This window comes from Enterococcus sp. 125944, from assembly GCF_051909435.1.
Classification (GTDB): domain Bacteria; phylum Bacillota; class Bacilli; order Lactobacillales; family Enterococcaceae; genus Enterococcus_D; species Enterococcus_D gallinarum.
On the sequence record NZ_JBQASY010000002.1, the window covers coordinates 73,635 to 99,227 of the forward strand.

The 25,593-nt window shown below is 40.1% G+C and carries 29 protein-coding genes; 26 read left to right on the top strand and 3 right to left on the bottom strand.

What is annotated here, in order from left to right:
- The first annotated feature begins 79 nt into the window (after window positions 1-79).
- From ACTFWY_RS02930 to ACTFWY_RS02945, 4 genes are all read left to right on the top strand, one after another.
- Window positions 80-640, top strand: coding sequence for a TetR/AcrR family transcriptional regulator (locus tag ACTFWY_RS02930; protein WP_081132173.1), 561 nt, complete (start codon window positions 80-82; stop codon window positions 638-640).
- Window positions 641-985: 345 nt separating this feature from the next.
- Window positions 986-1,423, top strand: a complete 438-nt coding sequence (locus ACTFWY_RS02935; RefSeq protein ID WP_060813395.1) for a hypothetical protein — start codon at window positions 986-988, stop codon at window positions 1,421-1,423.
- 175 nt (window positions 1,424-1,598) lie between these two features.
- On the top strand, window positions 1,599-1,760 hold the full coding sequence (locus tag ACTFWY_RS02940; RefSeq protein WP_311810600.1) for a hypothetical protein: 162 nt from the start codon (window positions 1,599-1,601) through the stop codon (window positions 1,758-1,760).
- A 130-nt stretch (window positions 1,761-1,890) separates the two neighbouring features.
- Window positions 1,891-2,901: a hypothetical protein gene (locus ACTFWY_RS02945; RefSeq protein ID WP_311810601.1), complete on the top strand. Its 1,011-nt coding sequence runs from the start codon at window positions 1,891-1,893 to the stop codon at window positions 2,899-2,901.
- A 156-nt stretch (window positions 2,902-3,057) separates the two neighbouring features.
- Here the strand turns inward: ACTFWY_RS02945 and ACTFWY_RS02950 are convergent, their stop codons facing one another.
- Window positions 3,058-3,369, bottom strand: coding sequence for a DUF1827 family protein (locus ACTFWY_RS02950; protein ID WP_029486733.1), 312 nt, complete (start codon window positions 3,367-3,369; stop codon window positions 3,058-3,060).
- A 163-nt stretch (window positions 3,370-3,532) separates the two neighbouring features.
- Window positions 3,533-5,785 carry an ATP-dependent Clp protease ATP-binding subunit gene (locus ACTFWY_RS02955; protein WP_311810602.1) on the bottom strand — a complete coding sequence of 751 codons (2,253 nt, stop codon included), beginning with the start codon at window positions 5,783-5,785 and terminating at the stop codon, window positions 3,533-3,535.
- A 250-nt stretch (window positions 5,786-6,035) separates the two neighbouring features.
- On the opposite strand from ACTFWY_RS02955, the gene ACTFWY_RS02960 reads away from it, so the two are divergent.
- From ACTFWY_RS02960 to ACTFWY_RS02990, 7 genes are all read left to right on the top strand, one after another.
- Entirely contained in the window at window positions 6,036-6,218 is a 183-nt protein-coding gene (locus ACTFWY_RS02960; RefSeq protein WP_005471251.1) for a hypothetical protein, read from the top strand.
- Between the two features lie 171 nt (window positions 6,219-6,389).
- The gene (locus tag ACTFWY_RS02965; RefSeq protein ID WP_003126335.1) at window positions 6,390-6,656 is read left to right on the top strand and encodes a phosphocarrier protein HPr; all 267 of its coding nucleotides are present in this window, start codon (window positions 6,390-6,392) and stop codon (window positions 6,654-6,656) included.
- Entirely contained in the window at window positions 6,656-8,383 is a 1,728-nt protein-coding gene (gene ptsP, locus ACTFWY_RS02970) for a phosphoenolpyruvate--protein phosphotransferase (RefSeq protein WP_003126336.1), read from the top strand. The genes ACTFWY_RS02965 and ptsP overlap by 1 nt, the downstream gene beginning before the upstream one ends.
- Before the next feature lie 206 nt (window positions 8,384-8,589).
- Window positions 8,590-9,609 (top strand): glycosyltransferase, encoded by a 1,020-nt coding sequence (locus ACTFWY_RS02975; RefSeq protein ID WP_311810603.1) that lies wholly within the window; start codon window positions 8,590-8,592, stop codon window positions 9,607-9,609.
- A gap of 22 nt (window positions 9,610-9,631) precedes the next feature.
- Complete coding sequence (locus ACTFWY_RS02980) at window positions 9,632-10,864, top strand: glycosyltransferase family 4 protein (RefSeq protein ID WP_021149858.1); 1,233 nt, start codon at window positions 9,632-9,634, stop codon at window positions 10,862-10,864.
- 74 nt (window positions 10,865-10,938) lie between these two features.
- On the top strand, window positions 10,939-11,814 hold the full coding sequence (locus ACTFWY_RS02985) for an NAD(P)-dependent oxidoreductase (protein ID WP_311810604.1): 876 nt from the start codon (window positions 10,939-10,941) through the stop codon (window positions 11,812-11,814).
- An 84-nt stretch (window positions 11,815-11,898) separates the two neighbouring features.
- Window positions 11,899-12,129, top strand: coding sequence for a YkuJ family protein (locus tag ACTFWY_RS02990; RefSeq protein ID WP_003126341.1), 231 nt, complete (start codon window positions 11,899-11,901; stop codon window positions 12,127-12,129).
- Window positions 12,130-12,219: 90 nt separating this feature from the next.
- Here the strand turns inward: ACTFWY_RS02990 and ACTFWY_RS02995 are convergent, their stop codons facing one another.
- Window positions 12,220-13,176 carry a GIY-YIG nuclease family protein gene (locus ACTFWY_RS02995; RefSeq protein WP_081132180.1) on the bottom strand — a complete coding sequence of 319 codons (957 nt, stop codon included), beginning with the start codon at window positions 13,174-13,176 and terminating at the stop codon, window positions 12,220-12,222.
- Between the two features lie 302 nt (window positions 13,177-13,478).
- Here ACTFWY_RS02995 and fabT point away from each other — a divergent pair, with 302 nt between their 5' ends.
- From fabT to ACTFWY_RS03070, 15 genes are all read left to right on the top strand, one after another.
- Entirely contained in the window at window positions 13,479-13,919 is a 441-nt protein-coding gene (gene fabT, locus ACTFWY_RS03000; RefSeq protein ID WP_005471259.1) for a fatty acid biosynthesis transcriptional regulator FabT, read from the top strand.
- A gap of 9 nt (window positions 13,920-13,928) precedes the next feature.
- A complete protein-coding gene (locus tag ACTFWY_RS03005) occupies window positions 13,929-14,891 on the top strand; it encodes a beta-ketoacyl-ACP synthase III (RefSeq protein ID WP_029486739.1) in 963 nt (320 codons plus the stop codon).
- A gap of 47 nt (window positions 14,892-14,938) precedes the next feature.
- Complete coding sequence (locus ACTFWY_RS03010) at window positions 14,939-15,163, top strand: acyl carrier protein (protein ID WP_003126345.1); 225 nt, start codon at window positions 14,939-14,941, stop codon at window positions 15,161-15,163.
- 125 nt (window positions 15,164-15,288) lie between these two features.
- Window positions 15,289-16,212, top strand: a complete 924-nt coding sequence (fabD, locus tag ACTFWY_RS03015; RefSeq protein WP_081132182.1) for an ACP S-malonyltransferase — start codon at window positions 15,289-15,291, stop codon at window positions 16,210-16,212.
- A 9-nt stretch (window positions 16,213-16,221) separates the two neighbouring features.
- The gene (fabG, locus tag ACTFWY_RS03020; RefSeq protein ID WP_003126347.1) at window positions 16,222-16,959 is read left to right on the top strand and encodes a 3-oxoacyl-[acyl-carrier-protein] reductase; all 738 of its coding nucleotides are present in this window, start codon (window positions 16,222-16,224) and stop codon (window positions 16,957-16,959) included.
- A 13-nt stretch (window positions 16,960-16,972) separates the two neighbouring features.
- A complete protein-coding gene (gene fabF, locus ACTFWY_RS03025) occupies window positions 16,973-18,211 on the top strand; it encodes a beta-ketoacyl-ACP synthase II (protein WP_003126348.1) in 1,239 nt (412 codons plus the stop codon).
- A complete protein-coding gene (accB, locus tag ACTFWY_RS03030) occupies window positions 18,212-18,691 on the top strand; it encodes an acetyl-CoA carboxylase biotin carboxyl carrier protein (protein ID WP_003126350.1) in 480 nt (159 codons plus the stop codon).
- A gap of 12 nt (window positions 18,692-18,703) precedes the next feature.
- Window positions 18,704-19,123: a 3-hydroxyacyl-ACP dehydratase FabZ gene (gene fabZ / locus ACTFWY_RS03035; protein WP_029486743.1), complete on the top strand. Its 420-nt coding sequence runs from the start codon at window positions 18,704-18,706 to the stop codon at window positions 19,121-19,123.
- 7 nt (window positions 19,124-19,130) lie between these two features.
- The gene (locus tag ACTFWY_RS03040; protein WP_439926519.1) at window positions 19,131-20,495 is read left to right on the top strand and encodes an acetyl-CoA carboxylase biotin carboxylase subunit; all 1,365 of its coding nucleotides are present in this window, start codon (window positions 19,131-19,133) and stop codon (window positions 20,493-20,495) included.
- 11 nt (window positions 20,496-20,506) lie between these two features.
- Window positions 20,507-21,376: an acetyl-CoA carboxylase, carboxyltransferase subunit beta gene (accD, locus tag ACTFWY_RS03045; RefSeq protein WP_081132187.1), complete on the top strand. Its 870-nt coding sequence runs from the start codon at window positions 20,507-20,509 to the stop codon at window positions 21,374-21,376.
- Window positions 21,369-22,154: an acetyl-CoA carboxylase carboxyl transferase subunit alpha gene (locus ACTFWY_RS03050; protein WP_003126354.1), complete on the top strand. Its 786-nt coding sequence runs from the start codon at window positions 21,369-21,371 to the stop codon at window positions 22,152-22,154. The genes accD and ACTFWY_RS03050 overlap by 8 nt, the downstream gene beginning before the upstream one ends.
- A 200-nt stretch (window positions 22,155-22,354) precedes the next feature.
- A complete protein-coding gene (locus ACTFWY_RS03055) occupies window positions 22,355-23,194 on the top strand; it encodes a transporter substrate-binding domain-containing protein (protein ID WP_005471269.1) in 840 nt (279 codons plus the stop codon).
- 17 nt (window positions 23,195-23,211) lie between these two features.
- Window positions 23,212-23,901, top strand: coding sequence for an amino acid ABC transporter permease (locus ACTFWY_RS03060; protein ID WP_005471270.1), 690 nt, complete (start codon window positions 23,212-23,214; stop codon window positions 23,899-23,901).
- A gap of 11 nt (window positions 23,902-23,912) precedes the next feature.
- Complete coding sequence (locus tag ACTFWY_RS03065; protein WP_003126356.1) at window positions 23,913-24,644, top strand: amino acid ABC transporter ATP-binding protein; 732 nt, start codon at window positions 23,913-23,915, stop codon at window positions 24,642-24,644.
- Window positions 24,645-25,066: 422 nt separating this feature from the next.
- Window positions 25,067-25,591: a YqeG family HAD IIIA-type phosphatase gene (locus ACTFWY_RS03070; RefSeq protein ID WP_003126357.1), complete on the top strand. Its 525-nt coding sequence runs from the start codon at window positions 25,067-25,069 to the stop codon at window positions 25,589-25,591.
- The last annotated feature ends 2 nt before the right edge of the window (window positions 25,592-25,593 follow it).

Sequence of the window (25,593 nt, forward strand, 5' to 3'; positions counted from 1 at the left end):
ATTATCTATGGACAATCTTACTTGAACTTGTCGTTTAAACGACAAGTCTAGCCATAAGTGTCGAATAGGGGGAAGTAGAATGAATAAAGAGGATCGTCGGTTTAAAAAAACTGAACGGGCGTTGGCAGAGGCTTTATCAAAACTGATGATGGATAAAAAAATACAATCAATCACTATACGCGAGCTAACAGAAACAGCCGATTTGCATCGATCCACGTTTTATAAACACTATACAGATATTTACGATCTATATGAGCAACTGGAAATGCGATTCTTCCAAGACATCAATCAACTGATTTCCTTTGATAACACTCACAGCTATGAAGACTTGTATATAAATCTAGTTGAGTACGTCTATCATCATTCGTTTGTCTACAAGCTATTCATTACTTATTCAAACGGTTTGGAGGTACAAGAAAAAATGAAACAGTTGATCGAAAAAAATTACTTGGAAATTTGGTTGTATGAAGATAAAAAGAATGTGATTACTGAAGAGATGAGATACTTTACGACCTATCATATTCAAGGTTGTCTTTCCGTATTGAATTATTGGGTAGAAACGAATTTTGCTTACTCAAAAAAGGAAATGCTGGAACTATTACAGAAATTAAACAATCATCTCGAAAGAATCATGCCATGAGAAAAAATTATAATTTGTAAACGAGGCACGATCGATGTAAAAAAGATCGCATCCCCTTTTGATTTGGAACTAGAATTACTTTGACATGATGATTGAACGGAACGGATAATGCGTTAGTTTTCAAATAAAAATTCTGCTAGAAAAAATCCTCTTAAAAAGATCTATAAGCTTTTTAAGAGGATTTTTTTATCTAATTCTAAGCTGGTTAGTCGATTCTGTCAAAAAAAGATTGTACATAATGTGTAATTTTTTGACAAAAAAAGATAACTAAAAAGGTTATAAATGCTTTATTTTAAAGTGTAGGAAGGTCATTTGCCATAAATAATCTCTGAAGGTGATTTGAAAATGATGGAAATATCAGAAAGTAAAAGTATGAGAGGAAAAATGTTTTCCATACGATTTACAAATAAAAGACACGTATATTTTCTTAGAAAATGTGTTTTTCCTATAAATTATACTTTAAAACAAGTAGAAAATTACTTGCACAATTCATTAAACATTGTAAAAGAAACATTAGAAATCCTCGATGCAACGAATGTTCTGATTATGGATGGCTTCAAACGTTCTAATGAGAGCACGGATAATACATTAATTGATGCCTATTGGATAGACGCCGAACAATACATAATAGAGTTGAACTATACAAATAAGGTAGATTATATCATTTTAATTGCAAATATAGATACAGAGTTGGATGCTGTCGAAAAATTTGTCAAGAGTGAATACCCAAATTCTCAGTTTACGATCGAACATTATGATGAAGCGTGGATAGTAAAATCGTAAATAGTCTTCGTCAGAGAGATGATTATAGGAAAAAGAGAAAACTCATGCCATAGAAGAATCGAATGTCTTTCTAGCAATTGATGAACCAATAAATTTTGATTTTCAAGAAATTGATTTTAGTAAGGAGCTATTAAATCATGAAGGTAGTATAAATGTAGAGATTTCACTGAATGAATTGATTACTGATGACATTTTAGCGATCTCTTCATTTGGTAATGGCTTAAGTGCGGCTTTTGAAAACGCAGAAGAATGGGTAGTTACGCAATCTGCAGATGTCCGTAAGTTTTACGTTACATTAGTTCCTAAGAAATTTCTGGCGCATGATCAACTTTCTTAAACATCGAAAAGTAGGTATGGTCAAGTTATCAATGCAATTTAATTATAGTCAGTCTTATTGTTACAAATTAGTCAATAAAGCAAACGATATCATTCGAACGATTGGAGTCGATTGCCAGATTAGGAAGAAAATGAATTATTTAGTTGTGGAAGGTAAGGAAAGCCAGATACGAGTACTTTCCTATATTCTGAATACACATTCTTCGACATTTGCTGAGGACAATTATTATAGTTATTATAACGAAAAGAATGTAACGAGGATCAAGCAAGAGAAACTTTCTAGAATAACTAGAGTTTTTATGGATGCCCATAAAATAGGAAGTTATACTGATATAGATTCAAAAGAGGAGACGGCTATAAGCGACTGTTTATATGAAGAAATCCGACTAGGATTTTGTCAGACTTTTTATCCGTTAGATAAAAAGATCAATCATTCTATTTATCAGGCAGAAAAATTCTTTTACTATCTTTTCGCTATTTATTTCTTTCCAGAGTATTTGACATCTGAAATCTGCGAACGATTGGGGGAGCGATTAATGAAATTATCTGGAAATCCTATCGTAGATCATGCATGTGAAGCTTTGAAGAAAATGGAGGAGAGTTACAGTATCCCTGCCAACCTTCATAGCACATTTGTTTTTCATCTTGTATATCGTTTTTTGATCACGGATAAGCTGAGTTTAAGTTCCTTCTTTTACCACGAAGATAAGAAATTGTTGTTGAACGATAAGTTTCTAAAAATAAAAGAGATGATAAAATCAGTTTACAAAAAAAGCATAGCGGAAAGAGATTTGGATATATTTAGTACACAACTAACAGAGCTACTATACTCCTATGTTGGACATGTGATGGCGGAACCTTTGAATGTCATGATTAATATTACCTATCATGCCAACTATGTAATGTTAGTAAAAAATTATATAACAGGTGTATATAAAAAGGAAACTGTAACTATGGTAGAAAACCTTGCAGAAGCAGATATCGTTATTTCTGATCGATTCGTTGAATCAAAAAAGAATCAGTGTTTTTTCTTTCTTGAGGATATCCATAACATTGAAACATGGAAAAGGTTAGGGATATTTATCAATGGGAGGATCATCGAACGGCGAATTCGATCTGAAAGTGCCCCAAAAATTAGCTAGGATCGATCTGTTGATTGAGTCCATGGCACAGATGCTTTTGCTTAAAGATTGTTTGTTTCGCAGGGGCAACGATAAATAAGTCAAAAAAATATATCTATAAAAGAGGGCTGTGACAGTCATCTTTTATAGATATTTTTTATAGTGATTTCATTGGTATTAGGTTTGCGAAGAAAGCGATTTTTGGATAGAAATTTCTACAATATCTGGCATTTCAATAACTGAGATCGTTTCAGGTTCATAAGAACCAGGCGGTAATTTTTTCAAGAAGTAATGTTTGATTTCTTCAATTTCGGTAGGTTTGATTGCGCGTTTTTTGTTGATCAGCAATATTTCGTTGTGATTTGGGGCAGAAGTAAAGATGACTGTGATGTCTCCGGCAGTATATACTTTTACCATTTCAGCATCGGTATTTTCAAGCTGATTCATAACTAATCGAGAATGGCTATTTGTCACATTGATCAATTTCACCATACTCACCTCACATTCTATGTATTTTTACTAATATTATAGGGCGTTTTTTTTAAAAAGAAAAGCCAGACAGCTTGAAAACCTTGGTTTTTTTGAGGTTATTCAGGCGTCTGGCATAGAAATCTAGACAAATAAGGTACGATGTCTGGCTGTTGCGAGGATTTTACTCATCATCAGATGGCTGTTTTTCTTGTTCCTTTGGCTCTTCGGGTGTGTCAACAGTTTTTGCTGTCACAATGATTTTGTCTTCAGAATCCAAAGTTGCTTGTAGATCATGGACTTGAGGATGATCAAGATAAAATTCTGCGATACCATCTTCGATATGATCTTGAATCGTTCGGCGTAATGGGCGAGCCCCCATCGTAGCACTATAACCAAGCTCTACCAATTTTTCTTGGACATTTTCTGGAACTTCAATATGCAATTTTTGATTGGCTAAGGTTTGATTGACATCTGCGAGCATCAAAGAAACGATGGATAACAGATTTTCTTTGCTTAATGCTTTGAATTCAATGATGCCATCAAAGCGATTCAGAAATTCTGGTGTGAAGTAGTTATTTAACTGATTCAAGACAGATCGTGTGACACCTTCCCGGGCTGCTCCAAAACCAACATTGGCTTCTACTTTTCCAGTGCCGGCATTACTTGTCATGATGATCAATGTGTCTTTGAAACTGACCGTGCGTCCTTGAGCATCAGTTAAACGACCGTCATCCAAGATTTGCAAAAACATATGCAGAACATCAGGGTGAGCTTTTTCGATTTCATCTAAAAGAATTAAGCTATAAGGGTTACGACGGACTTTTTCCGTTAACTGTCCAGCTTCTTCATAACCAACATAACCAGGAGGAGAACCAATCAGTTTGGAGACACTGTGTTTTTCCATGTATTCTGACATGTCAAAACGAATCATTGATTCTTCAGAGCCAAACATTTCATAGGCAAGTTGTTTAGCAAGTTCTGTTTTACCAACACCAGTTGGTCCGACAAAAAGGAACGAACCGATCGGACGGCTTTGTTTTCCTAATCCCACACGATTACGACGGATCGCTTTAGCAACTTTATCGATTGCTTCATCTTGTCCGACTACATGTGATTTCAGATCTTGAGCTAAGTTTTTCAACTGAGTTTGTTCTTTTTCTTTGAGTTCGCCAACCGGAATGCCCGTCCGTTCTTCAACGATTTGCTCCATATCCTTTTCGGTGATCACGGGTGTTTCTTCTTCACTGATTTGACGTTCTTTCATTTTTTGCAGCTTATTGATTTGATCTCGGTAGTAAGCAGCTTTTTCAAAGTCTTCTTCTCTAGAAGCAGCTTGTTTTTGTTCTTCTGCTTCTTGCAATTTCTTGTCGATTGTTTTTGGATCGACAATTTGAATAGTCAGATTTTTTTTCGAGCCGGTCTCATCCAGAAGATCGATTGCTTTATCAGGCAAGAAACGGTCTTGGATGTAGCGATTGGAAAGGGTAGCAGCAGCTTTGATTGCCTCATCCGTATATCTTACATGATGGTAATCTTCATATCGAGGCTGTAATCCTTTCAAAATACTGATGGTTTCTTCTACAGAAGGTTCATCGACTCGGACAGGTTGCAAACGACGTTCTAATGCTGCATCTTTTTCAATGATGCGATATTCGTTCAATGTCGTTGCGCCGACCATTTGTAATTCGCCGCGAGCCAATGCTGGTTTCAGAATGTTTCCAGCGTCCATGTTGCCATCACCAGCAGCCCCTGCGCCCACGATCTCATGGACTTCATCAATGAATAAGATGACATTTTCGGCTTGTTTGATTTCTTCAATCAATTTTTGGATCCGCTCTTCAAATTGTCCGCGAATACCCGTTCCTTGAACCAGTGACGCAACATCTAAGCGAATCACTTCTTTATCCATTAGTTTTTGAGGAACGTCACCGTCGACAATTTTTTGTGCCAGACCTTCCACGACAGCGGTTTTACCTACACCAGGCTCACCAATCAATACAGGATTGTTTTTCGTTCGGCGATTCAAGATCTCGATCACCCGACGAATTTCATCGTCACGTCCTACGACTGGATCGATCCCGCCGTCTCGAGCTTGTTGTGTGATATTGATGCCGTATTCGCCTAAAAGACCAGAAGGTGCTTGGCCATTGCGCGGAGGTTGTCCGCCGATTATGCCGTTTCCTCCAGTTTGAGTTGGAGGCGTTTGTTCATAAGGTGAATTTCCTTGTTGCATTTGGCGAGACATTTGTCGAAAAAGGTCATCAAGATTTCCGAAGCCGAAGGGATCCTGAGCCATCATATTTGTTGGATTTCCAGATTGTGCTTTTAATTTTTGGTAACAACTTTGACAATAATCGAGTTGTTTTCTTTGACCATTGACATTGGCATAAAGATGAATAGAAGCTTCATTTTTACCGCAGTTTTGACAAAGCATATGTTCACGACCTTTCTTATCATTTGCTCATCTATCATTCTACCGCGATTTTTACTCATGGTAAAAAGATACACTTGCAGATTCGGTGAATAATTGTCAGCAGCGTCAAAAATTTCATTGACCTTTACTGACCATAACTTTATTATACAATTTTTTTTTCAGACTGCAAGGATTTCAGCTTTGATGACGGAAACAACTTTTCCCTGAAAAAAGAATCGTTTATAATGGAGAAGATGAAGAGGTGATAGAGATGAATGAAAATCGATTTGTTGAACAAATTGAACAGTTGCGCTCTGGAGAAATCGACGAATTGCTGGTAGAACAATCCGAATTTCTGCTATTTCGAGAAGCATGGTTAAAATTGGAAGACCGCATGAAATTTGTCGGCGAGGCTGGCTTGAATGGCAAGATCATCTATCGGTACCAACCATAAAAACAAATATAGGTTCATTTCAGTCGTTTTCTTAAGAGAAAACGGTTGTCTATCAGAGAAAAAAATGGTAATCTTAACAGTTGAAAGGGCGTTTTTTTGAGTCTGACAATTGACTGAGTCAAAAAAAGCCTTCACCACAAAAAAACCGTATCATAAAGGAGATTGATCAATATGGAAAAGAAAGATTTTCACGTAGTTGCTGAGACAGGGATTCACGCACGTCCAGCTACTTTATTAGTACAAACAGCAAGCAAATTCAACTCTGATATCAACTTGGAGTACAAAGGTAAATCAGTAAACCTTAAATCAATCATGGGCGTTATGTCTCTAGGTGTTGGTCAAGGTTCTGACGTTACAATCACTGCTGAAGGTGCTGACGAAGCAGATGCAATCGCTGCAATCGTTGAAACAATGAAAAAAGAAGGTTTGTCTGAATAATGGTTGAGATGCTAAAAGGAATTGCTGCTAGTGATGGTGTAGCCGTTGCCAAAGCCTACCTGTTAGTACAACCTGATTTATCTTTTTCAAAAGTAAATGTTGAAGATACGGCAGCAGAAGAAGCTCGTTTAGATGAAGCACTAGCAAAGTCAACAGCGGAATTGCAACAAATCCGTGACAAAGCAGCGCAATCTTTAGGCGAGGCAGAAGCACAAGTATTTGATGCTCATTTAATGGTTCTGTCAGATCCTGAAATGATCGGACAAATCAAACAAAACATGGCAGATAACAAAGTCAATGCAGAAGCTGCATTGAAAGAAGTCACTGACATGTATATCGGCATGTTTGAAGCAATGGATGACAATGCATACATGCAAGAACGTGCAGCGGACATCAAAGACGTTGCGAAACGTATCTTGGCACATTTGCTAAATGTGACGTTGCCAAATCCTTCAATGATCAACGAAGAAGTTGTTATCGTTGCTCACGATTTGACACCAAGTGATACTGCGCAATTAGACCGCAACTTCGTTAAAGCTTTTGTAACTGATATCGGGGGACGTACCTCTCACTCAGCAATCATGGCTCGATCTCTTGAAATTCCTGCAATCGTAGGATCAAAAGAAATCACAGCTAAAGTGAATGCTGGTGATATTCTGGCAGTTAACGGAATCTTAGGAGATGTTATCATCAATCCTACTGAAGACCAAGCTGCTGAATTTATTGAAGCAGGGAAAGCTTACGCGGAACAAAAAGCAGAATGGGAAAAATTGAAAGATGCTCAAACCGTTACAGCTGACGGCAAGCACTTTGAATTAGCTGCAAATATCGGAACGCCTAAAGATCTTGAAGGTGTTCACAACAATGGTGCAGAAGCTGTCGGTTTATACCGGACAGAATTCTTGTACATGGATTCTCCTGATTTTCCTACAGAAGATGACCAATATGAAGCATACAAAGCAGTTCTTGAAGGAATGGCTGGTAAACCAGTCGTTGTTCGTACAATGGACATCGGTGGGGACAAAGAACTTCCTTACTTGAAATTGCCACACGAAATGAACCCATTCTTAGGCTATCGTGCATTGCGTATCAGTTTGTCTGAGTTGGGTGACGGCATGTTCCGTACACAACTTCGTGCGCTGTTACGTGCTTCTGCTCACGGGAACTTGCGTATTATGTTCCCGATGGTGGCAACATTGAAAGAGTTCCGTACTGCGAAAAAAATGTACGAAGAAGAACGTCAAAAATTGATCGATGAAGGCGTAACTGTCTCTGAAGATATTCAAGTAGGTATCATGATCGAAATTCCTGCAGCAGCTGTCTTAGCTGACAAATTTGCCAAGGAAGTAGACTTCTTCAGTATTGGTACCAATGACTTGATCCAATACACAATGGCTGCAGACCGTATGAATGAACAAGTTTCATATCTTTACCAACCATATAACCCATCTATTCTACGTTTGATCAAAAACGTAATCGATTCAGCACATGCTGAAGGTAAATGGGCTGGTATGTGTGGAGAAATGGCCGGCGATCAAACTGCTGTGCCACTTCTAGTCGGTATGGGCTTAGATGAATTCTCTATGAGCGCAACTTCTGTACTTAAAACACGGAGCTTAATGAAACGCTTGTCAACAACTGACATGCAAGAATTAGCAAAACGTGCTTTGGAAGATTGCGATACGATGGAAGAAGTAGTCGAATTGATCAATCAATATGTAAAGTAGTTAAAAGTTAGCAGTAAGCGAATTCGCTTGCTGCTTTTTTTGTGGTCTGGGAGCGAACAGTTTTGTCATATTGTTTTGATGACCTTTGATAAACCAGCTTTTTGACGTATGATAGAAATCAACACAAAAACTAGGCCTTGAGTTGGAGGGTGTTCTCGTCTAGCTATGTTATACTAGATGTAACAGTTTAGAAGGAGGAATCTCGTTTGAAAGTACTTCTCTATTTTGAAAGTGAAAAGCTTTTAGAGAAATCTGGTATCGGCAGAGCACTTGCGCATCAGCAACGTGCACTGAGCAGTATCGGTGTTGAATATACATTAGACAAACAAGCTGAGGATTATGATATACTTCATATTAATACGTATGGGATCAATTCGTTGAATCAAATCAATAAAGCAAGGAAACAAGGCAAAAAGGTAATTTACCATGCGCATTCGACTGAAGAAGATTTTCGAAATTCATTTATCGGCTCAAACCAGTTATCGCCATTATACAAAAAATATTTGATCAATTTATATTCCCGAGCCGATCAATTGATAACCCCAACGCCCTACGCAAAAGAACTATTGGAAGGGTATGGCATCAAGGTACCGATCTGTGCGATCTCTAATGGGATTGATTTGGACAAATATCGTCCGGAACCAAAAAAAGAACAGGCTTTTCGCGACTATTTCCAATTGTCGGCGGATCAAAAAGTGATTATTTCTGTTGGCTTGTATTTTGAGAGAAAAGGAATTGTCGATTTTGTTGAGATTGCTCGCCGCATGCCAGAGTATACTTTTATTTGGTTTGGACATACACCTATGTATACGATCCCTAAAGCGGTTCGAGATCTCGTGAAAGAAAACCATCCTGAAAATGTTATTTTTCCTGGCTATATCAAAGGAGATGTGATTGAGGGGGCCTATTCTGGAGCAGATCTGTTTTTCTTTCCTTCCTATGAAGAAACAGAAGGGATCGTTGTGTTAGAGGCGCTTGCTAGTAAGCAGAAAGTTCTAGTGCGTGACATTCCTGTTTATCATGGTTGGTTGCAAGAGAATCACAATTCTTATATGGGACGGACAGTTGATGAGTTCGTTGAACAAATTGCTAACATCGTAGAAGGTCGTGTACCAGATCTGTCAGCTGCCGGCTATCAAGCAGCTGCAGAACGGAGTATTGAAGAAATTGGAAAAGAGTTAAAGAAAGTTTATCAAAGCGTTTTAGAAGAAAAACCCGTTGATTGACGGCAAGTTTGGAGGTACCGTTGTGAAGATCGGATTTTTTACAGACACATATTTTCCGCAAGTGAGCGGTGTAGCGACATCGATCAAAACATTAAAAGAAGAGTTGGAAAAGAAGGGCCATAAGGTCTATATCTTTACGACTACAGATCCAAATGCAGAAATGGATGAGGAAGATATCATTCGTATGCCTAGTGTGCCTTTCGTGTCTTTCAAAGACCGTAGAATCGTGGTGCGGGGCATGTGGTATGCCTATTTGATTGCGAAAGAGTTGGAACTAGAACTGATTCATACCCATACTGAATTTGGTGCGGGACTACTGGGAAAAATGGTGGGTCGAAAACTACAGATTCCTGTGATTCATACCTATCATACAATGTATGAAGATTATCTGCATTATATTGCGAAAGGAAAAGTTTTGCGACCTACACACGTAAAGTATTTCTCTCGTCTGTTTGCCAATCATTCTACTGGGGTTGTCTGCCCGAGTGAACGGGTCATCGATACACTACGCAGTTATGGCGTTGTGTCGCCGATGCGCATCATTCCCACTGGTATTGAGGTAGAGAAATTTCGCCGCCCGGATATCACTCTGGAAATGAAACGAGCCTTGCGTCAAGAATTGGCGATTGAAGAAGACCAGCCAATGTTATTATCATTGAGTCGTATTTCTTATGAGAAAAATATCCAAGCGATCGTTGATGGACTGCCTGATATTCTAGCAGAAATTCCTTCAGCCAAATTAGTGATCGTGGGCAAAGGGCCTTACAAAGAAAAATTGGAAGAAAAAGTTCAAGAAATGAACTTGTCTGACCATGTTCATTTTGTTGGAGAGGTTGCAAATGATGAAGTAGCCATCTATTATCATGCAGCAGATTTCTTCGTCAGTGCTTCTACTTCAGAGACACAAGGACTGACGTATACAGAAGCAATGGCAGCAGGTACGCCTTTAGTCGTTGAAGGCAATGATTATTTAAATACATTGATCGATGATCCATCTCTTGGTGTGACCTTTGACACCGATCAAGATTTTGCTTCTGCATTTATTCATTATTATCAACAGCAGATTCCTAGGGATGAAAGTGTCTTAGCACGAAAAATGTATGAAATCTCTGCGGCACACTTTGGTGAATCGATGCTTTCTTTTTACCATGATATGATCGCTTACTATGAGACAGAACGTCTAGACAAGGAAACCGAAGAAACATTGAAAAAATTCAAAGTCAAATTGAAATCATTTAAACGAACAATTGATTAAACATTATTGCAGTCAAGTTCACGTTTTTAGCGTATACTAAAGACGTGAATTTTTTTATTTTTGGAGGTATGACTATGAAGCTAGGTTTTATTGGAACGGGTGTCATGGGCCAATCAATGGTCGGTCACTTTTTAGCAAGCGGACATCATGTAAATGTGTATAATCGTACAAAAAGCAAAACAGACGAATTAGTCGCTAAGGGAGCGGTTTGGTGTGATACGCCTGAAATAGTTGCTGCTGAAAGTGAAGTTGTTTTCACAATGGTCGGCTATCCTGCAGATGTTGAGGAAGTTTACTATGGAGAAAAGGGAATTTTTCAAACCGATGTCGCGGCAAAATATTTAGTTGACTTTACAACTAGTACGCCAAAATTAGCAGAACAAATCTATCAAACGGCAAAAGAGCATGGTGCGGCAAGTATTGATGCGCCAGTTTCTGGTGGTGACCTTGGAGCAAAAAATGGAACGTTGACGATAATGGCGGGTGGTGACGAGGAAGCCTATCAAAAAGTTGAACCACTATTTGAGATTGTCGGAAAAACGTGTCATCTTCATGGCTCTGCCGGCAAAGGCCAGCACACAAAAATGGCCAATCAGATCATGATTGCTGGCACGATGACTGGAATGACTGAGATGCTCGTCTATGGCGATAAAGCAGGTTTAGAACTTCCGCAAGTCATTGAGACATTATCTGGTGGCAGCGCCGCAAACTGGTCATTGGCCAACTACAGCCCCCGTATTTTGAAAGAAGATTATTCACCTGGTTTTTTTGTCAAACATTTTATCAAAGATTTAGGTATCGCACTTGATGAAGCAGCGAAAATGGGACTGGATTTGCCAAGTACGGCTTTGGCAAAAAAAATGTACGATCGCTTAGCGGAAGCTGGCTATGAAAGTGATGGGACTCAAGCCCTGATTAAGCTTTGGTGGCAAGATGGAAAAAAATCTTAAAATGACAAAATAAATTGTAAAAAATCAATGCAAGATAGAATATGATTTGATACAATATAACGGACAGAAAAAGGAGGCTTACGAATGAAAAGTTCGCAATTAGTCGCTATCATCAAACGTTTAGAAGCGATGGTCGAAGCGCAAGACAACGAGGTTCAAGTTCGCCGTTTCGAAAAAGAAGGCGTAGAAAAATGCACAGTGACCTACGATAACACCACAGAAACGTTTGAGTTAACGGAAGCAGAGTCAAGTCAGCCTTATCAATTTGATAATATTGATATTGTAGCCATGGAAATTTATGATTTGATCCAATAAACGTATCAGCGTTCAGATGAAAAATGCCATACGCATTGCCAGCGTTCCTCTTTAAGGAGCGCTGGTTTTTTGTTGCAATCATTTGAGCGTTTAGGTATTTGAGAGCACAAAATTTAATTGTCTTAACTGGCGCAAAATTATATGTAGAGGGTCAAGGTCTGTTGGCAGCAATCGTTTAGCTGTTGTTAAAGGTGCTGGAACAAAAGCATCAGAGGTTGATACAACTTCGCTATGAATGATTTGTCCAAAAGAGAGTTGATAGACTTTTACTTGTGATGAATCGGCAGCAAGAGAAGCTTCAAGAGAGGTTTCAAGAGGAATCTCAAAGCGAACTTCTGGGAGAGCGATCAGAGTATTCACCTCGAGGATTTCTCGATAAAAGGATTGAAGCAATTTTTTTTGGTACAGTAGTTGATCTGCCTGTTCAAAAAGTAACTGTTCCGCAAAATAATGCAATCGTTGGTCGAGATAACGAAATATTGTCTTGCTTTCTGCACGAAAGAAAAGTTTCAGCTCATTCAGTTTTTCTTCCAAAGGAATAGTTTGCATCAACGGCAACTGTTTGGACAACGAGAGAAGTTTATAAGGATTGACAGAAGGTAATTGATACGTTTCTGTCAATATCTCAATGATTTCCGGCAATTGCTTGGATCGGCGAAAAGGTCCTATTGCATCCTCTGCTGCCTCATTTGTTCGAACAATGTTTCCTGCATCAAAGCGGATGTATTGGTAATTAAGAAAGTTGGTCATTTGACGGTTATAAATGGGACGATGTTGCTGAATCAACTGACATTCTAACAATAGCGCATCGAGTTCTGTGTCTACGAAAATTGTTTCGAAATCTACGACATTGTGAACTAAACGCAGAATCTTGTTTGTATGCTGTGTATTTTTGCGAAAATAAGAAGAAACTCGTTGTTTCAATTGCTTAGCTTTTCCAACATACAGAATTCCGCCATGAGAATCTTTCATTAAATAAATCCCAGGTTTTTGGGGTAACGCATTTGCTTTTTGCTTTAAGTATTCGATCCGTGCGTTGATGTCCATCACCTCATTTCTACACTGCAACGATACCAAAATTTAAGGTGCAGAACAAGTGATGTTCTGACACGATAATCATTTTCGTGAAATGATGGAAGAAATCTTTGATAATCAAAATAATTTTTAACTACTCGATTCTCTGGTAATTGTCAACTTAAAAACTTGTGAAGGTTAGAAAAGCGTACTGAAAATAAAAATGCGCTTAAAAAAAATAAAAATCAAAAAATTTTCTTGCAATTCTCTAAAAGTTACTTTATAGTTTGACTATCAAATGATTTGATTATCAAACTATTCGGATGGTGAAAGATATGGAACCAAATTTAGAAACGGTCAACGACTATTTAGTCAGTGTCTTCAATGACATTCTCGTGATCGAAGAATCAGAATTAAAGAAATCACAATTTAAAGATCTTTCAATCACAGAAATGCATACGATTGAAGCAATCGGCATGTACAAGAAGAAAACAACTTCAGAAGTCGCTAAAGAGCTTTCTATTACTGTTGGGACCCTCACCATTGCAATCAATCGTTTGGTTAAAAAAGAATATGTAGAACGCATTCGCAGTGAAGACGATCGACGCGTAGTCAAACTTGCGTTGACAAAAAAAGGCAAATTGCTTTATCGGGTACATCAACATTTTCACCGTGAGATGGTCAAAGGCGTTCTAAGCCAGATGTCTACGGATGAAGAGCAAGCTTTACTTAAAGCCTTAAAAAATCTGCATGACTTTTTACAAGATTATAAGTGAGTGTAACGGATGAATATGTTTGGAAAGATTACCGCAACAGCAAGCTATGTTCCTGAACAAATCGTGACGAATCAGCAACTTTCAGAAATTATGGATACATCAGATGACTGGATTTTTTCACGTACAGGAATCAAAGAACGTCGAATTAGTAATGGAGAAAATACTTCCGATTTATGTACGAATGTTGCTACGAAACTTTTGGCATCAAGGGGACTTGCTCCAGATGAATTGGACTTTATCCTAGTAGCGACCATCACTCCGGATTTCAATACACCGGCAGTTGCTTGCCAAGTTCAAGGGAATATTGGCGCCCATCAAGCTTTTGCTTTTGATATCAGCGCAGCTTGTGCCGGATTTGTTTATGCATTGTCTTTAGCAGAAAAATTGATTCGGACCGGTTCTAAAAAAGGGCTCGTCATTGGCGGTGAAGTGCTGTCAAAGGTCTTGGATTGGGAAGATCGTTCAACCGCAGTTTTATTTGGAGACGGGGCAGGCGGGGTGCTTTTAGAAGCAACCAACCATCAGCATCTCTTGAAGGAATCGCTGCAGTCTGATGGAACCAGAGGACTCTCTCTGACATCAGGTTTTGTTGAAAATAAGAATCCTTACGGAAGTTCGTCAACCCAATACAGTGCTTGTATGCAGATGGTTGGTCGTGAAATTTTTGATTTTGCGACACGCGATGTCGTTCAATCCATTCATGCAATCAGTGAGCATGAATCGGTAGATTATTACTTGTTGCATCAGGCCAATTCCCGAATCTTAGATAAAGTGGCTCGGAAATTAAAGGTCCCGCGACATAAGTTTTTGCAAAATATGCAATTTTATGGCAATACTTCAGCCGCTTCAATTCCGATTTTGTTAGATGAAGAAGTGAAACGCGGCACGCTGTCTTTAGGCAGCGGACAAAAAGTGGTGTTCTCAGGTTTCGGCGGCGGATTAGCATGGGGGACCATGCTGGCAGCTTTATAGCCTGTTCACAATCAATATTGAAGAAAACACATTGGAGGAATATACACATGGTATTCGAAAAAATTCAAGAAATCGTAGCAGAAGAATTAGGAAAAGAAAAAGAAGAAATCAAATTAAACACAAACATTCAAGAGGATCTTGAAGCAGACAGCTTAGACCTTTTCCAAATCATTAACGAGATCGAAGATGAATTCGATGTAAAAATCGAAACTGAAGACGGCATCAAAACTGTCGAAGATCTAGTTAAATACGTTGAAAAACAACAAGCATAAAAAACGAGGCTAGGCAAACAGCCTAGCCTTTCCTTGTAATAGAAAGAGTGTGTTTCATTCGCTGTGATCTGCGAGTGAAGATGCCATTTTCTCCAAAATCTTTCAGTTCAAAAAAGGAGTTTAAAATGAAAACAGCATTTTTATTCAGCGGTCAAGGAGCCCAATATGTAGGAATGGGTCAGGAGTTATATCAGCAAGAATCAAGTGTTCAACAAACCTTTGCGGAAGCAAGTGAGATGCTCGGCTATGATATGACTGAACTATGTTTTACTGAAAATGACCGTTTGAATCAAACTGAATATACGCAGCCAGCCATTTTAACCGTCAGTGTGGCTTTTTGGCGTTTGTTAAAAGAAAAAGGTCTCCAGGCCGATGCTTTGGCTGGTTTGAGCTTAGGTGAATATTCCGCATTAGTAGCAAGCGGCGCATTAGACTTTCAAACTGCTGTAGCCCTCGTGCAAAAACGCGGCAAGTTTATGGCAAATGCCGCACCGCAGGGTGTGGGTAAAATGGTCGCTGTGATGAATACTCCGGCTGAAACCATTGAGGCGATTTGTAAAGAAGCTAGCCAAGTAGGGATCGTTTCGCCAGCTAATTACAATACGCCGCAGCAAATTGTCATCGGTGGGGAAGTAGCTGCGGTTGACCAAGCCGTTCAGTTATTGCAAGCGGCGGGAGCCAAACGAATGATTCCATTAAATGTCAGCGGCCCTTTCCATACGAAACTTTTAGAACCTGCTTCTAAACAACTTGCTCAAGAGCTGGCGAAAATTGAAATCAAAGATTTACAGGTGCCGGTGATCAGCAACACGACTGCGAAACCGATGAAACAAGAACAAGTCAAAGAATTATTAGAGAAGCAAGTCAAATCACCTGTGCGTTTTTATGAAAGCATCGAGCAGTTGAAACAAATGGGAATTGAGCAGATGATCGAGATCGGTCCCGGAAAAGTATTGACCGGTTTTTTGAAAAAAATCGATAAAACCATTGCTGCTTCGAGAGTGGAAGATGCTCAAACACTTTTTGACACACTTTCAAGGTTTGATTAGGAGGAATTTATGGAACTGACAAATAAAAATGTCTTTATTACTGGTAGTTCAAGAGGGATTGGCTTTGGCATTGCAGAAGCATTTGCCAAAGAAGGAGCCAATATCGTATTGAATGGGCGGAAAGAGATACCTCAAACTCTTATAGAGACGATTACCCGTTTTGGTGTGAAATGCATCGCAGTCAACGGTGATATATCCGAATACGATCAAGCTGTTTCGATGCTTGCACAAGCGGAAGCGGAATTAGGACCGATCCACATTTTAGTCAACAACGCAGGAATCACCAATGACAAGTTATTGTTGCGCATGAAACCAGAAGAATTTGAAAGTGTATTGAAGATCAATTTGACTGGAACCTTCAACATGACGCAAGTAGCTCTCAAAAAGATGATGAAACTACGCGAAGGACGCATCATTAATTTGACTAGTGTCGTAGGATTGACTGGCAACATTGGTCAAGCAAATTATGCAGCAAGTAAAGCTGGCGTGATTGGTTTTACCAAATCAGTTGCCCGCGAAGGAGCGGCTAGAGGCATTACCTGTAATGCGATCGCACCAGGATTTATTGAAACGGAGATGACCGCAGTTCTTTCTGATAAGGTAAAAGAACAATCGATCAATAATATTCCGTTGCAGCGATTTGGTGCTGTAGAAGATGTCGCAAAAGCTGCGGTTTTTTTGGCCCAAAGCGCTTATATCACAGGTCAAGTAGTCAGCGTAGATGGCGGAATGGCCATGCAAGGATAGAAAGGAGATACTTATGAATCGAGTAGTTATTACAGGATACGGTGTGACTTCCCCAATTGGGAATGATCCAGAAACATTTTTAGCTAGTTTGCAAAATGGAACCAATGGGATTGGCCCCATCACCAAATTTGACGCCAGTGGAACAGGGATTTCAGTAGCAGCTGAAGTCAAAGAGTTTCCACTAGAAAAATACTTTGTCAAAAAAGATACGAAACGGATGGATCTTTTTTCGATTTATGGGATCTATGCTGCCCTTGAAGCAATGAAAATGGCGGGTTTGAATTCTGAAGCGTTAGATGCCGATCGATTCGGTGTCATGGTCGGATCAGGTATTGGAGGTTTGCCAACTATTCAAGACCAAGTGATTCGAATGCATGAAAAAGGTGCAAATCGTGTGTCTCCAATGTTTGTGCCCATGTCGATCGTCAACATGGTGGCAGGAAACATTGCATTGCGTGTGGGGGCAAAAGGCATTTGTACAACTACGGTCTCTGCTTGTGCATCCGGTACTCATTCGATTGGTGAAGCTTTCCGCAATATCAAACATGGTTATGCAGACGTGATGATTGCTGGCGGATCTGAATCAACGATTTGTGAGATTGGTATCGCTGGTTTTGCTTCTTTAACGGCATTAACAACGGAATCTGATCCAGACAAAGCATCCACACCATTTGACAAAAACCGCAGCGGGTTTGTGATGGGAGAAGGTGCTGGGGTTTTGATTCTAGAATCATTTGAACATGCCCAAAAGCGCGGAGCGAAGATTCTCGGGGAAGTTGTTGGCTATGGTGCCAATTGTGATGCCTACCATATGACTGCACCGAATCCTGACGGTTCAGGTGCTGGAAAAGCAATGAAACTCGCGATGTCTGAAGCAGCGATCACTCCAGCCGAAGTTGGCTATATCAATGCTCACGGAACAAGCACACCAGCTAATGATGTAGCTGAAGCTACATCGATCCAATATGGTTTAGGGGACGACTATCGCAAACCTTACGTCAGCAGTACAAAATCTATGACAGGACATCTATTGGGGGCAGCAGGAGGAATCGAAGCAATTGCCTCGCTTTTAGCATTGCAGCATCAATTTATTCCACCGACCATCAATGTTCGTGAACAAGATCCTGAAATCGACTTAAATATTGTGAAAAACCAAAGCCAGCCAGCAGAAATTACGTATGCAATGAGTAACTCACTAGGTTTTGGTGGACACAATGCAGTCATCTTATTGAAACGTTGGGAGGAAGCTTAATTGGAAACAAATGAAATCAAGGATCTGCTTTCCCAATTTGATCAGTCCTCTTTGACTGAATTGCAGCTCAAAAAAGAAAACATCGAACTTTATTTTAATAAAAATTCGTTCAGTAGCCGTCAAGTATCATCCGAGAGTTCAGATGTCAAAGTTGAAAGCATCCCTGCAGCTGCACCAGTACCAAGCGTACAACCAACAGCTGCTGGAACCCTCGAGGTTAGTTCAGAGCCAATTATAGCGGGAACGGAGATCGTTTCACCTTTAGTGGGTGTGGTTTACTTAAAACCTAGTCCTGAACAAAGCCAATTCAAACAAATCGGCGATTCTGTCAAAAAAGGGGATGTCCTTTGTATCGTTGAAGCAATGAAAGTAATGAATGAAATTGTTAGCGATGTTGATGGCGAATTAGTTGAAATCTTAGTTGAAAATGAGCAGATCGTTGAATACGATCAACCATTATTCCGTGTGAAAGAAGGGTAAGCTATGTCAGTTATGTCAATTCAAGAAATCAAAGAAATCATTCCCCATCGCTATCCTATGCTCTTAGTGGATCGCATTGAAGAACTAGAAGAAGGAAAACGGGTGGTAGCAAAGAAGAACGTGACCATCAACGAACCTTTTTTTCAAGGCCATTTTCCTCATGAACCAGTCATGCCTGGTGTATTGATCGTTGAAGCAATGGCCCAAGCGGGGGCAGTTGCACTCTTGTCTTTACCGGATTTTCGAGGTAAAACCGCTTATTTCGGCGGACTTGATAAAGCAAAATTCCGCAAAAAAGTAACACCAGGAGATACATTGATCTTAGAAGTAGAAATACTCAAGGTAAAATCTGCAGCAGGAATCGGCAAAGGGATTGCCTATGTTGATGGCAAAAAAGTTGCAGAAGCAGAACTTACCTTCATGATTGGATAGGTGAAAAATGTTTTCTAAAGTATTGATAGCTAACCGTGGTGAGATCGCTGTTCGCATTATACGTGCTTGCCGCGAACTTGGGATCCAAACGGTCGCAGTTTATTCAGAAGCAGATAAAGAAGCGTTACATGCAGAACTTGCCGATGAAGCCATTTGTATTGGCCCGGCGAAAGCAGCAGACTCTTATTTGAATGTGCAACAAATATTAAGCGCCGCGATCGTTACCAAAGCTGAAGCCATCCATCCCGGATTTGGTTTCTTATCAGAAAATAGCCGTTTTGCATCTATGTGTGAAGAATGCAATATTGTCTTTATTGGTCCTAAGAGTGAAACAATCGATGCAATGGGGAACAAAATCAATGCCCGACGGTTGATGATCGAAGCACAAGTGCCAGTGATCCCCGGCAGTCAAGGAGCGATTTCTGATGTGAAAGAAGCATTGACGATCGCTGAAGAAATTGGCTATCCAGTGATGCTTAAAGCAGCAGCAGGCGGTGGTGGTAAAGGCATACGTAAAGTATTGACAAAAGAAGAATTGCCGCAGCATTTTTCTTCCGCTCAGCAAGAAGCAAAAGCCGCTTTTGGTAATGATGAAATGTATATTGAGAAAATCGTGTATCCCGCAAGACATATCGAAGTCCAAGTTTTAGGAGATTCTTTTGGGAATATCATTCACTTGGGCGAGCGGGATTGTTCTTTACAACGGAACAATCAAAAAGTTTTGGAAGAATCGCCATCGGTCGTAATATCAGCTAGTAAACGTCAAGAACTAGGAGCTGCAGCAGTTCGCGCCGCTCAGGCTGTTGGCTATCGCAATGCTGGTACAATCGAATTTCTGATGGATGAAGCTGGCGAATTCTATTTCATGGAAATGAATACTCGCATCCAGGTCGAACATCCGATCACAGAAATGGTGACCAATATCGATCTCGTAAAAAAACAAATTGAGATTGCTAGCGGCGAACCGCTGAATATCAAACAAGAAGATGTCAAAATGCAAGGTGCTGCCATCGAGTGTCGTATCAATGCGGAAAATCCAGCCTTTAATTTTGCTCCTTCCCCTGGAAAAATTCATAATTTGTTTTTACCTGGAGGAGGTCTGGGCGTTCGTGTGGATAGTGCCATGTACTCTGGATATACGATTCCTCCTTACTATGATTCGATGATTGCAAAGGTCATCGTTCATGGAGAAAATCGATTTGAAGCATTGATGAAAATGCAGCGAGCTTTGGCTGAATTAGTGACTGAGGGTGTAGTGACGAATGCAGAATTCCAAATGGATCTGATCGGTCATCCAAAAGTGATTGCCGGAGACTACAACACAGCCTTTTTACAAGAGGAATTCTTGCCAAACTGGACGCCTGAACAATAGGAGGGAAGAGAATGGCTTTATTTAAAAAGAAGAATTACATTCGCATCAATCCTAATCGCGGCCAGGCACCTGCCAATGAACCAACAGTGCCCGACAATCTTTGGGCGAAATGTCCCAGCTGTAAACGGACCTTATATACAAAAGAAATGGGCGCAGAAAAAGTCTGTCCTCATTGTGGCTATAATTTCCGTATCAGTGCCTGGGAAAGAATCGCATTAACGATCGACGAAAAAAGCTTGGAAGAATGGGATACAGATGTGAAAACAGAAGATCCTCTCAACTTTCCTGATTATCTCGAAAAAATAGCTTCCGTACAGGAAAAAACTGGTCTTCATGAAGCCGTGTTAACTGGAGAAGCGACAATCAATCAGCAACCTGTGGCAATAGGAATCATGGATTCCAACTTTATTATGGGAAGTATGGGAACTGTCGTAGGTGAAAAAATCACTCGATTGTTTGAGCGAGCGCTTGCGAAGAACTTACCCGTTGTATTATTCACTGCTTCTGGTGGTGCACGGATGCAAGAAGGGATTTTTTCATTGATGCAGATGGCTAAGATCTCTGCAGCAGTGAAGCGTCATAGTGAAGCCGGTTTATTTTATTTGACAGTCTTGACAGATCCAACTACCGGAGGCGTAACAGCAAGTTTTGCAATGGAAGGAGATGTGATTCTCGCTGAACCGCAGGCATTGATTGGGTTTGCGGGGAGACGAGTGATCGAACAAACGATTCGACAAGAACTGCCAGAAGACTTCCAAAAAGCAGAGTTCTTGTTGGAACATGGTTTTGTCGATCAAATCGTTCCACGGACACAATTAAGGGAACGAATTTCCCAATTGCTTAAATTGCATACGACAAAGGGGTGGATGACAAATGATTGAAGCGGCACATGAGATCGTTGAGTTAGCCCGCAGCAAAGATCGTTTGACGGCACTTGATTACTTTGAACATGTTTTTAGCGATTTTCAGGAATTCCATGGGGATCGTCTCTATGCCGATGATGAAGCTGTTGTGGGCGGGGTCGCTGCCTTAGATGGGAAACCTGTGACAGTGATCGGTATCCAAAAAGGGCGGAACCTGCCAGAGAACCTTCGACGAAATTTTGGTGCTCCTCATCCAGAAGGTTACCGAAAAGCGTTGCGGCTAATGAAACAAGCGGAGAAATTTCAACGGCCTGTTATCACATTGATCAATACAGCAGGTGCCTATTGCGGCGTCGGCGCTGAAGAGCGTGGCGAAGGAGAAGCGATTGCGCGCAATCTCTTAGAAATGTCAGATTTAAAAGTACCAATCTTGGCAATCATTATTGGCGAAGGCGGCAGTGGTGGAGCTTTGGCATTGGCTTTAGGGGATGAAGTATGGATGATGGAACATTCTATCTATGCGATTTTATCCCCGGAAGGCTTTGCATCGATCCTCTGGAAAGATGGAAGCCGTGCGAAAGAAGCTGCCGGACTCATGAAAATAACAGCGCAAGAGTTGCACAAGCTTGGAGTGATCGAAAAAGTGATTCCCGAGACCATCGACGGTGAACTGTTGTCGAAAGAGACAGTGATCGCGGAAATGCGATCGGCAATCACCAAAAAGATCGCTGCTCTAGCACAAAAGAATATAGATCAACTCCTTGCTGAGCGCTATCAGCGTTTTCGCAAATTTTAATCATAAGTTTGATATCAATGTCGATTTTTGATCCGTCATTGATTTCAAGCTTTTTTATTTGTCCTTGTGAAATTTCTCTAATATAATAAACATCAGCAGATAGTTGTTTGAAATTCAATAACATTGTGGTATTATGTATATATTCTGAATAAAGATGGGGATATATGCATAATTATTTATTTTATAAGGGGAGAAAACAAATGAAGAAATTGATGAGTGGATTTATAACAGTTGCTGCTTTATTAACTTTAGCTGCATGTGGGAATGGTGGATCATCAAGCACTGATTCGTCAAAAAAAGGAGATCAAAATCAGCTAGAAGCTATCAAGTCTGCTGGTGTATTAAATGTAGCGACATCAGCTGATTTTGCACCTTTTGAGTTCCATGCTTTGATTGATGGCAAAGACCAAATCGTCGGCGCGGACATTGATCTGGTAAATGAAATCGCCAAAGAATTAGGCGTCAAAGTCAATGTAATGGATTTGGAGTTCAATGCTGTTCTAACTGCATTGAGCCAAGGAAAAGCGGATATTGCGGTTTCTGGGATCTCAGCAACTGATGAAAGAAAACAAACATTTGATTTTACTGACAACTACTTTACACCTGAACAAAAAATCGTGATCAAAAAGGACAATACGGATGCATTGTCTGCAATCGATGACTTTTCAGGAAAGAAGGTAGGCGCCCAAAAAGGATCGATCCAAGAGGCTGTGGTTCAAAACCAATTAGCTGACTCACAATTGGTTTCGATTGCGAAAGTGCCTAACTTGATCAATGAATTGAAACAAGGATCGATCGATGGGCTAGTACTTGAAAGTGCCGTTGCAGACTCATATGTTGCTCAAAATGATGATTTGGCAGTGGCTGACATTGCTTTGGAAGCTTCACCAGATGATTCTTATGCTATCGCTCTACCAAAAGGCAGCACAGAATTAAAAGATGAATTGAACCGTATTTTGAAAGAATTGAATGATAAAGGGACAATTAATGAATACGTTCAAAAGAATACAGACTTAGCCAACGAAAATGCGGCTGAATAGATCGGAGTAGTAAATTTATGGATTTTTCCTTCTTGTCGACTTATTATCCTTACTTTATCTCAGGGGTATTGATTACGATTGTCATCTCCATTATTACAGTGATCCTAGGCACCATCCTCGGAATCACCTTTGCATTGATGAAGTTATCAAAAGTAAAACCATTACGCTGGATCGCTAATACGTATATCGAAGTGTTACGGGGAACACCGATGCTGGTTCAGATATTGATTGCATTTGGGTTGTTGCAGGGGCTGTTCTCACTGCCGACGATTTCGTTTGGTGTGTTGAATCTTGACTTTGGACGACTATTTCCAGGGATTATCGCCCTTTCATTGAACTCAGGGGCTTACGTTGCTGAAATCGTTCGTGGTGGTATCAATGCAGTCGATTTTGGTCAATCAGAAGCAGCTGGTTCGCTAGGATTGCGTCCTGCACAAGCGATGCGGTATGTTATTTTACCTCAAGCTTTGCGTAATATCTTGCCTCCTCTAGGTAACGAGTTCATTGTTTTGATCAAAGACTCTTCTTTGTTATCCACTATCGGTATCTACGAATTGATGAATAGCGCACAAATTGTTGTGACAAGTTCGTATCAGCCATTAACTCCTTTATATGTTGCCGCTGTAATTTACTTTATTTTAACGTTTACCACCTCCCGCTTGTTGAATCTATGGGAGAAAAAACTCGGCAAAGGTTACCGGCGATAGGAGGAAAAAAGATGGATACAATGATCAAAGTAAAGAATTTACACAAAACATTTGGAACAAATCAGGTGCTTAAAGGTATCAATACTGAAATCAAAAAAGGTGAGGTCGTTGTTGTGATTGGACCTTCCGGATCGGGAAAGAGTACTTTTTTACGCTGCTTGAATTTGTTAGAAGAACCAACAAGCGGCAATATTTACTTTAAGGGGACGGACATTACTGACAAAAAAAATGATATTTATCAAATGCGGGAAAAATTAGGCATGGTTTTTCAAAACTTTAACCTCTTCCCCAATCTGACAGTAATGGATAATATTACATTGTCGCCAATCAAAGTAAAAAAAATGTCTAAAGAAGACGCTCGGAAAATCGGAGAGAAACTGTTGACTGACGTAGGGTTGCCGGATAAAGCAAAAGCTTATCCCCAAAGCTTATCCGGAGGACAAATGCAACGGATCGCTATTGCTCGCGCATTGGCGATGCAGCCAGAAGTGATGTTGTTTGACGAACCGACATCGGCGTTAGACCCGGAAATGGTCGGTGAGGTATTGAGTGTCATGCAGCGTTTGGCTCAAGAAGGGATGACGATGGTGATCGTTACCCATGAAATGGGATTTGCCAAAGAGGTTGGCGACCGCGTTCTTTTCATGGACCAAGGGGTCATTATGGAAGAGGGGACTCCTGCTCAAATATTTGATGCACCGCAAAATCCGCGGACAATCGATTTTCTGGCAAAAGTCTTATGATCTTTTTTAGACCATGAAGTTGGTTAGTGTGATGTGCGTTCATATCGGTCAAGATGAAAAACAATGAATTGTCTGAACGATTCTTGAGGAAGGAAGCTGCAGAAGTAATCTGCATTGATTGCTCACTCCTCTGATCGTTCGGCTTTTTTATTTTTTAAAGAAAGTAGCAGTGGATGATCCGTTGCTTTTTTCAACTAGATGAAAATCTGTTGCTGAGAGTTGTAGCTCAGTCTAGTATTTCACACGATTCTATTGTATAATTACAGGTTGAAAGTAGCATTATAAGTAGGATGCCTTTAAATAATCATCAGTGACCCTGTGGGGACTGATTGACGACTTGTCAGCTGACAAGCTGTTTTTATCTAGACGTGTCAACAAATTGACTATTTTTGTCACATGAATAAAAGAATCAAGGAGAATCTATGTTTTCAAAATTTAAACCGACTTGGATGGTCGATGCCATCTATCAGATCACTCCCCATCAACTTAAGAAGCAAGGCATCAAAGCTGTTCTAACTGACCTTGATAATACCCTGATTGCTTGGAATGATCCTGACGGTAGTGAAGAGCTAAAAAATTGGTTGTTAGAAATGAAGAATGCGGGAATCCCGGTGATTGTCGTTTCAAACAATAATAGTGAACGGGTCGCACGGGCAGTGGCGCCCTTTGGTTTGCAATACGTCCATCGAGCATTGAAACCTTTTTCTCGTGGCATCAAGCAAGGATACCGCCAACTCGGCTTGCAAAAAGAAGATGTTGTGATGATCGGTGACCAAATCATGACCGACATTCAAGGTGCTAATCGAGCAGGGGTCCGTAGTATCTTAGTGAAGCCGATCATTAATACGGATTCATGGAAAACACAATTCAACCGTTTGCTGGAGCGAAGAATTATGAAGTATTTATTGAAACACAATCCAGAAATGAAATGGCGAGGTGGAATTTGATA

Coding starts and splice junctions, on each gene's coding strand:
- ACTFWY_RS02930 (WP_081132173.1), top strand. CDS start 80: ATGAATAAAGAGGATCGTCGGTTTAAAAAAACTGAACGGGCGTTGGCA.
- ACTFWY_RS02935 (WP_060813395.1), top strand. CDS start 986: ATGATGGAAATATCAGAAAGTAAAAGTATGAGAGGAAAAATGTTTTCC.
- ACTFWY_RS02945 (WP_311810601.1), top strand. CDS start 1,891: ATGAATTATTTAGTTGTGGAAGGTAAGGAAAGCCAGATACGAGTACTT.
- ACTFWY_RS02955 (WP_311810602.1), bottom strand. CDS start 5,785: ATGCTTTGTCAAAACTGCGGTAAAAATGAAGCTTCTATTCATCTTTAT.
- ACTFWY_RS02960 (WP_005471251.1), top strand. CDS start 6,036: ATGAATGAAAATCGATTTGTTGAACAAATTGAACAGTTGCGCTCTGGA.
- ACTFWY_RS02965 (WP_003126335.1), top strand. CDS start 6,390: ATGGAAAAGAAAGATTTTCACGTAGTTGCTGAGACAGGGATTCACGCA.
- ptsP (WP_003126336.1), top strand. CDS start 6,656: ATGGTTGAGATGCTAAAAGGAATTGCTGCTAGTGATGGTGTAGCCGTT.
- ACTFWY_RS02985 (WP_311810604.1), top strand. CDS start 10,939: ATGAAGCTAGGTTTTATTGGAACGGGTGTCATGGGCCAATCAATGGTC.
- ACTFWY_RS02990 (WP_003126341.1), top strand. CDS start 11,899: ATGAAAAGTTCGCAATTAGTCGCTATCATCAAACGTTTAGAAGCGATG.
- ACTFWY_RS02995 (WP_081132180.1), bottom strand. CDS start 13,176: ATGGACATCAACGCACGGATCGAATACTTAAAGCAAAAAGCAAATGCG.
- fabT (WP_005471259.1), top strand. CDS start 13,479: ATGGAACCAAATTTAGAAACGGTCAACGACTATTTAGTCAGTGTCTTC.
- ACTFWY_RS03005 (WP_029486739.1), top strand. CDS start 13,929: ATGAATATGTTTGGAAAGATTACCGCAACAGCAAGCTATGTTCCTGAA.
- ACTFWY_RS03010 (WP_003126345.1), top strand. CDS start 14,939: ATGGTATTCGAAAAAATTCAAGAAATCGTAGCAGAAGAATTAGGAAAA.
- fabD (WP_081132182.1), top strand. CDS start 15,289: ATGAAAACAGCATTTTTATTCAGCGGTCAAGGAGCCCAATATGTAGGA.
- fabG (WP_003126347.1), top strand. CDS start 16,222: ATGGAACTGACAAATAAAAATGTCTTTATTACTGGTAGTTCAAGAGGG.
- fabF (WP_003126348.1), top strand. CDS start 16,973: ATGAATCGAGTAGTTATTACAGGATACGGTGTGACTTCCCCAATTGGG.
- fabZ (WP_029486743.1), top strand. CDS start 18,704: ATGTCAATTCAAGAAATCAAAGAAATCATTCCCCATCGCTATCCTATG.
- ACTFWY_RS03040 (WP_439926519.1), top strand. CDS start 19,131: ATGTTTTCTAAAGTATTGATAGCTAACCGTGGTGAGATCGCTGTTCGC.
- accD (WP_081132187.1), top strand. CDS start 20,507: ATGGCTTTATTTAAAAAGAAGAATTACATTCGCATCAATCCTAATCGC.
- ACTFWY_RS03050 (WP_003126354.1), top strand. CDS start 21,369: ATGATTGAAGCGGCACATGAGATCGTTGAGTTAGCCCGCAGCAAAGAT.
- ACTFWY_RS03055 (WP_005471269.1), top strand. CDS start 22,355: ATGAAGAAATTGATGAGTGGATTTATAACAGTTGCTGCTTTATTAACT.
- ACTFWY_RS03060 (WP_005471270.1), top strand. CDS start 23,212: ATGGATTTTTCCTTCTTGTCGACTTATTATCCTTACTTTATCTCAGGG.
- ACTFWY_RS03065 (WP_003126356.1), top strand. CDS start 23,913: ATGGATACAATGATCAAAGTAAAGAATTTACACAAAACATTTGGAACA.
- ACTFWY_RS03070 (WP_003126357.1), top strand. CDS start 25,067: ATGTTTTCAAAATTTAAACCGACTTGGATGGTCGATGCCATCTATCAG.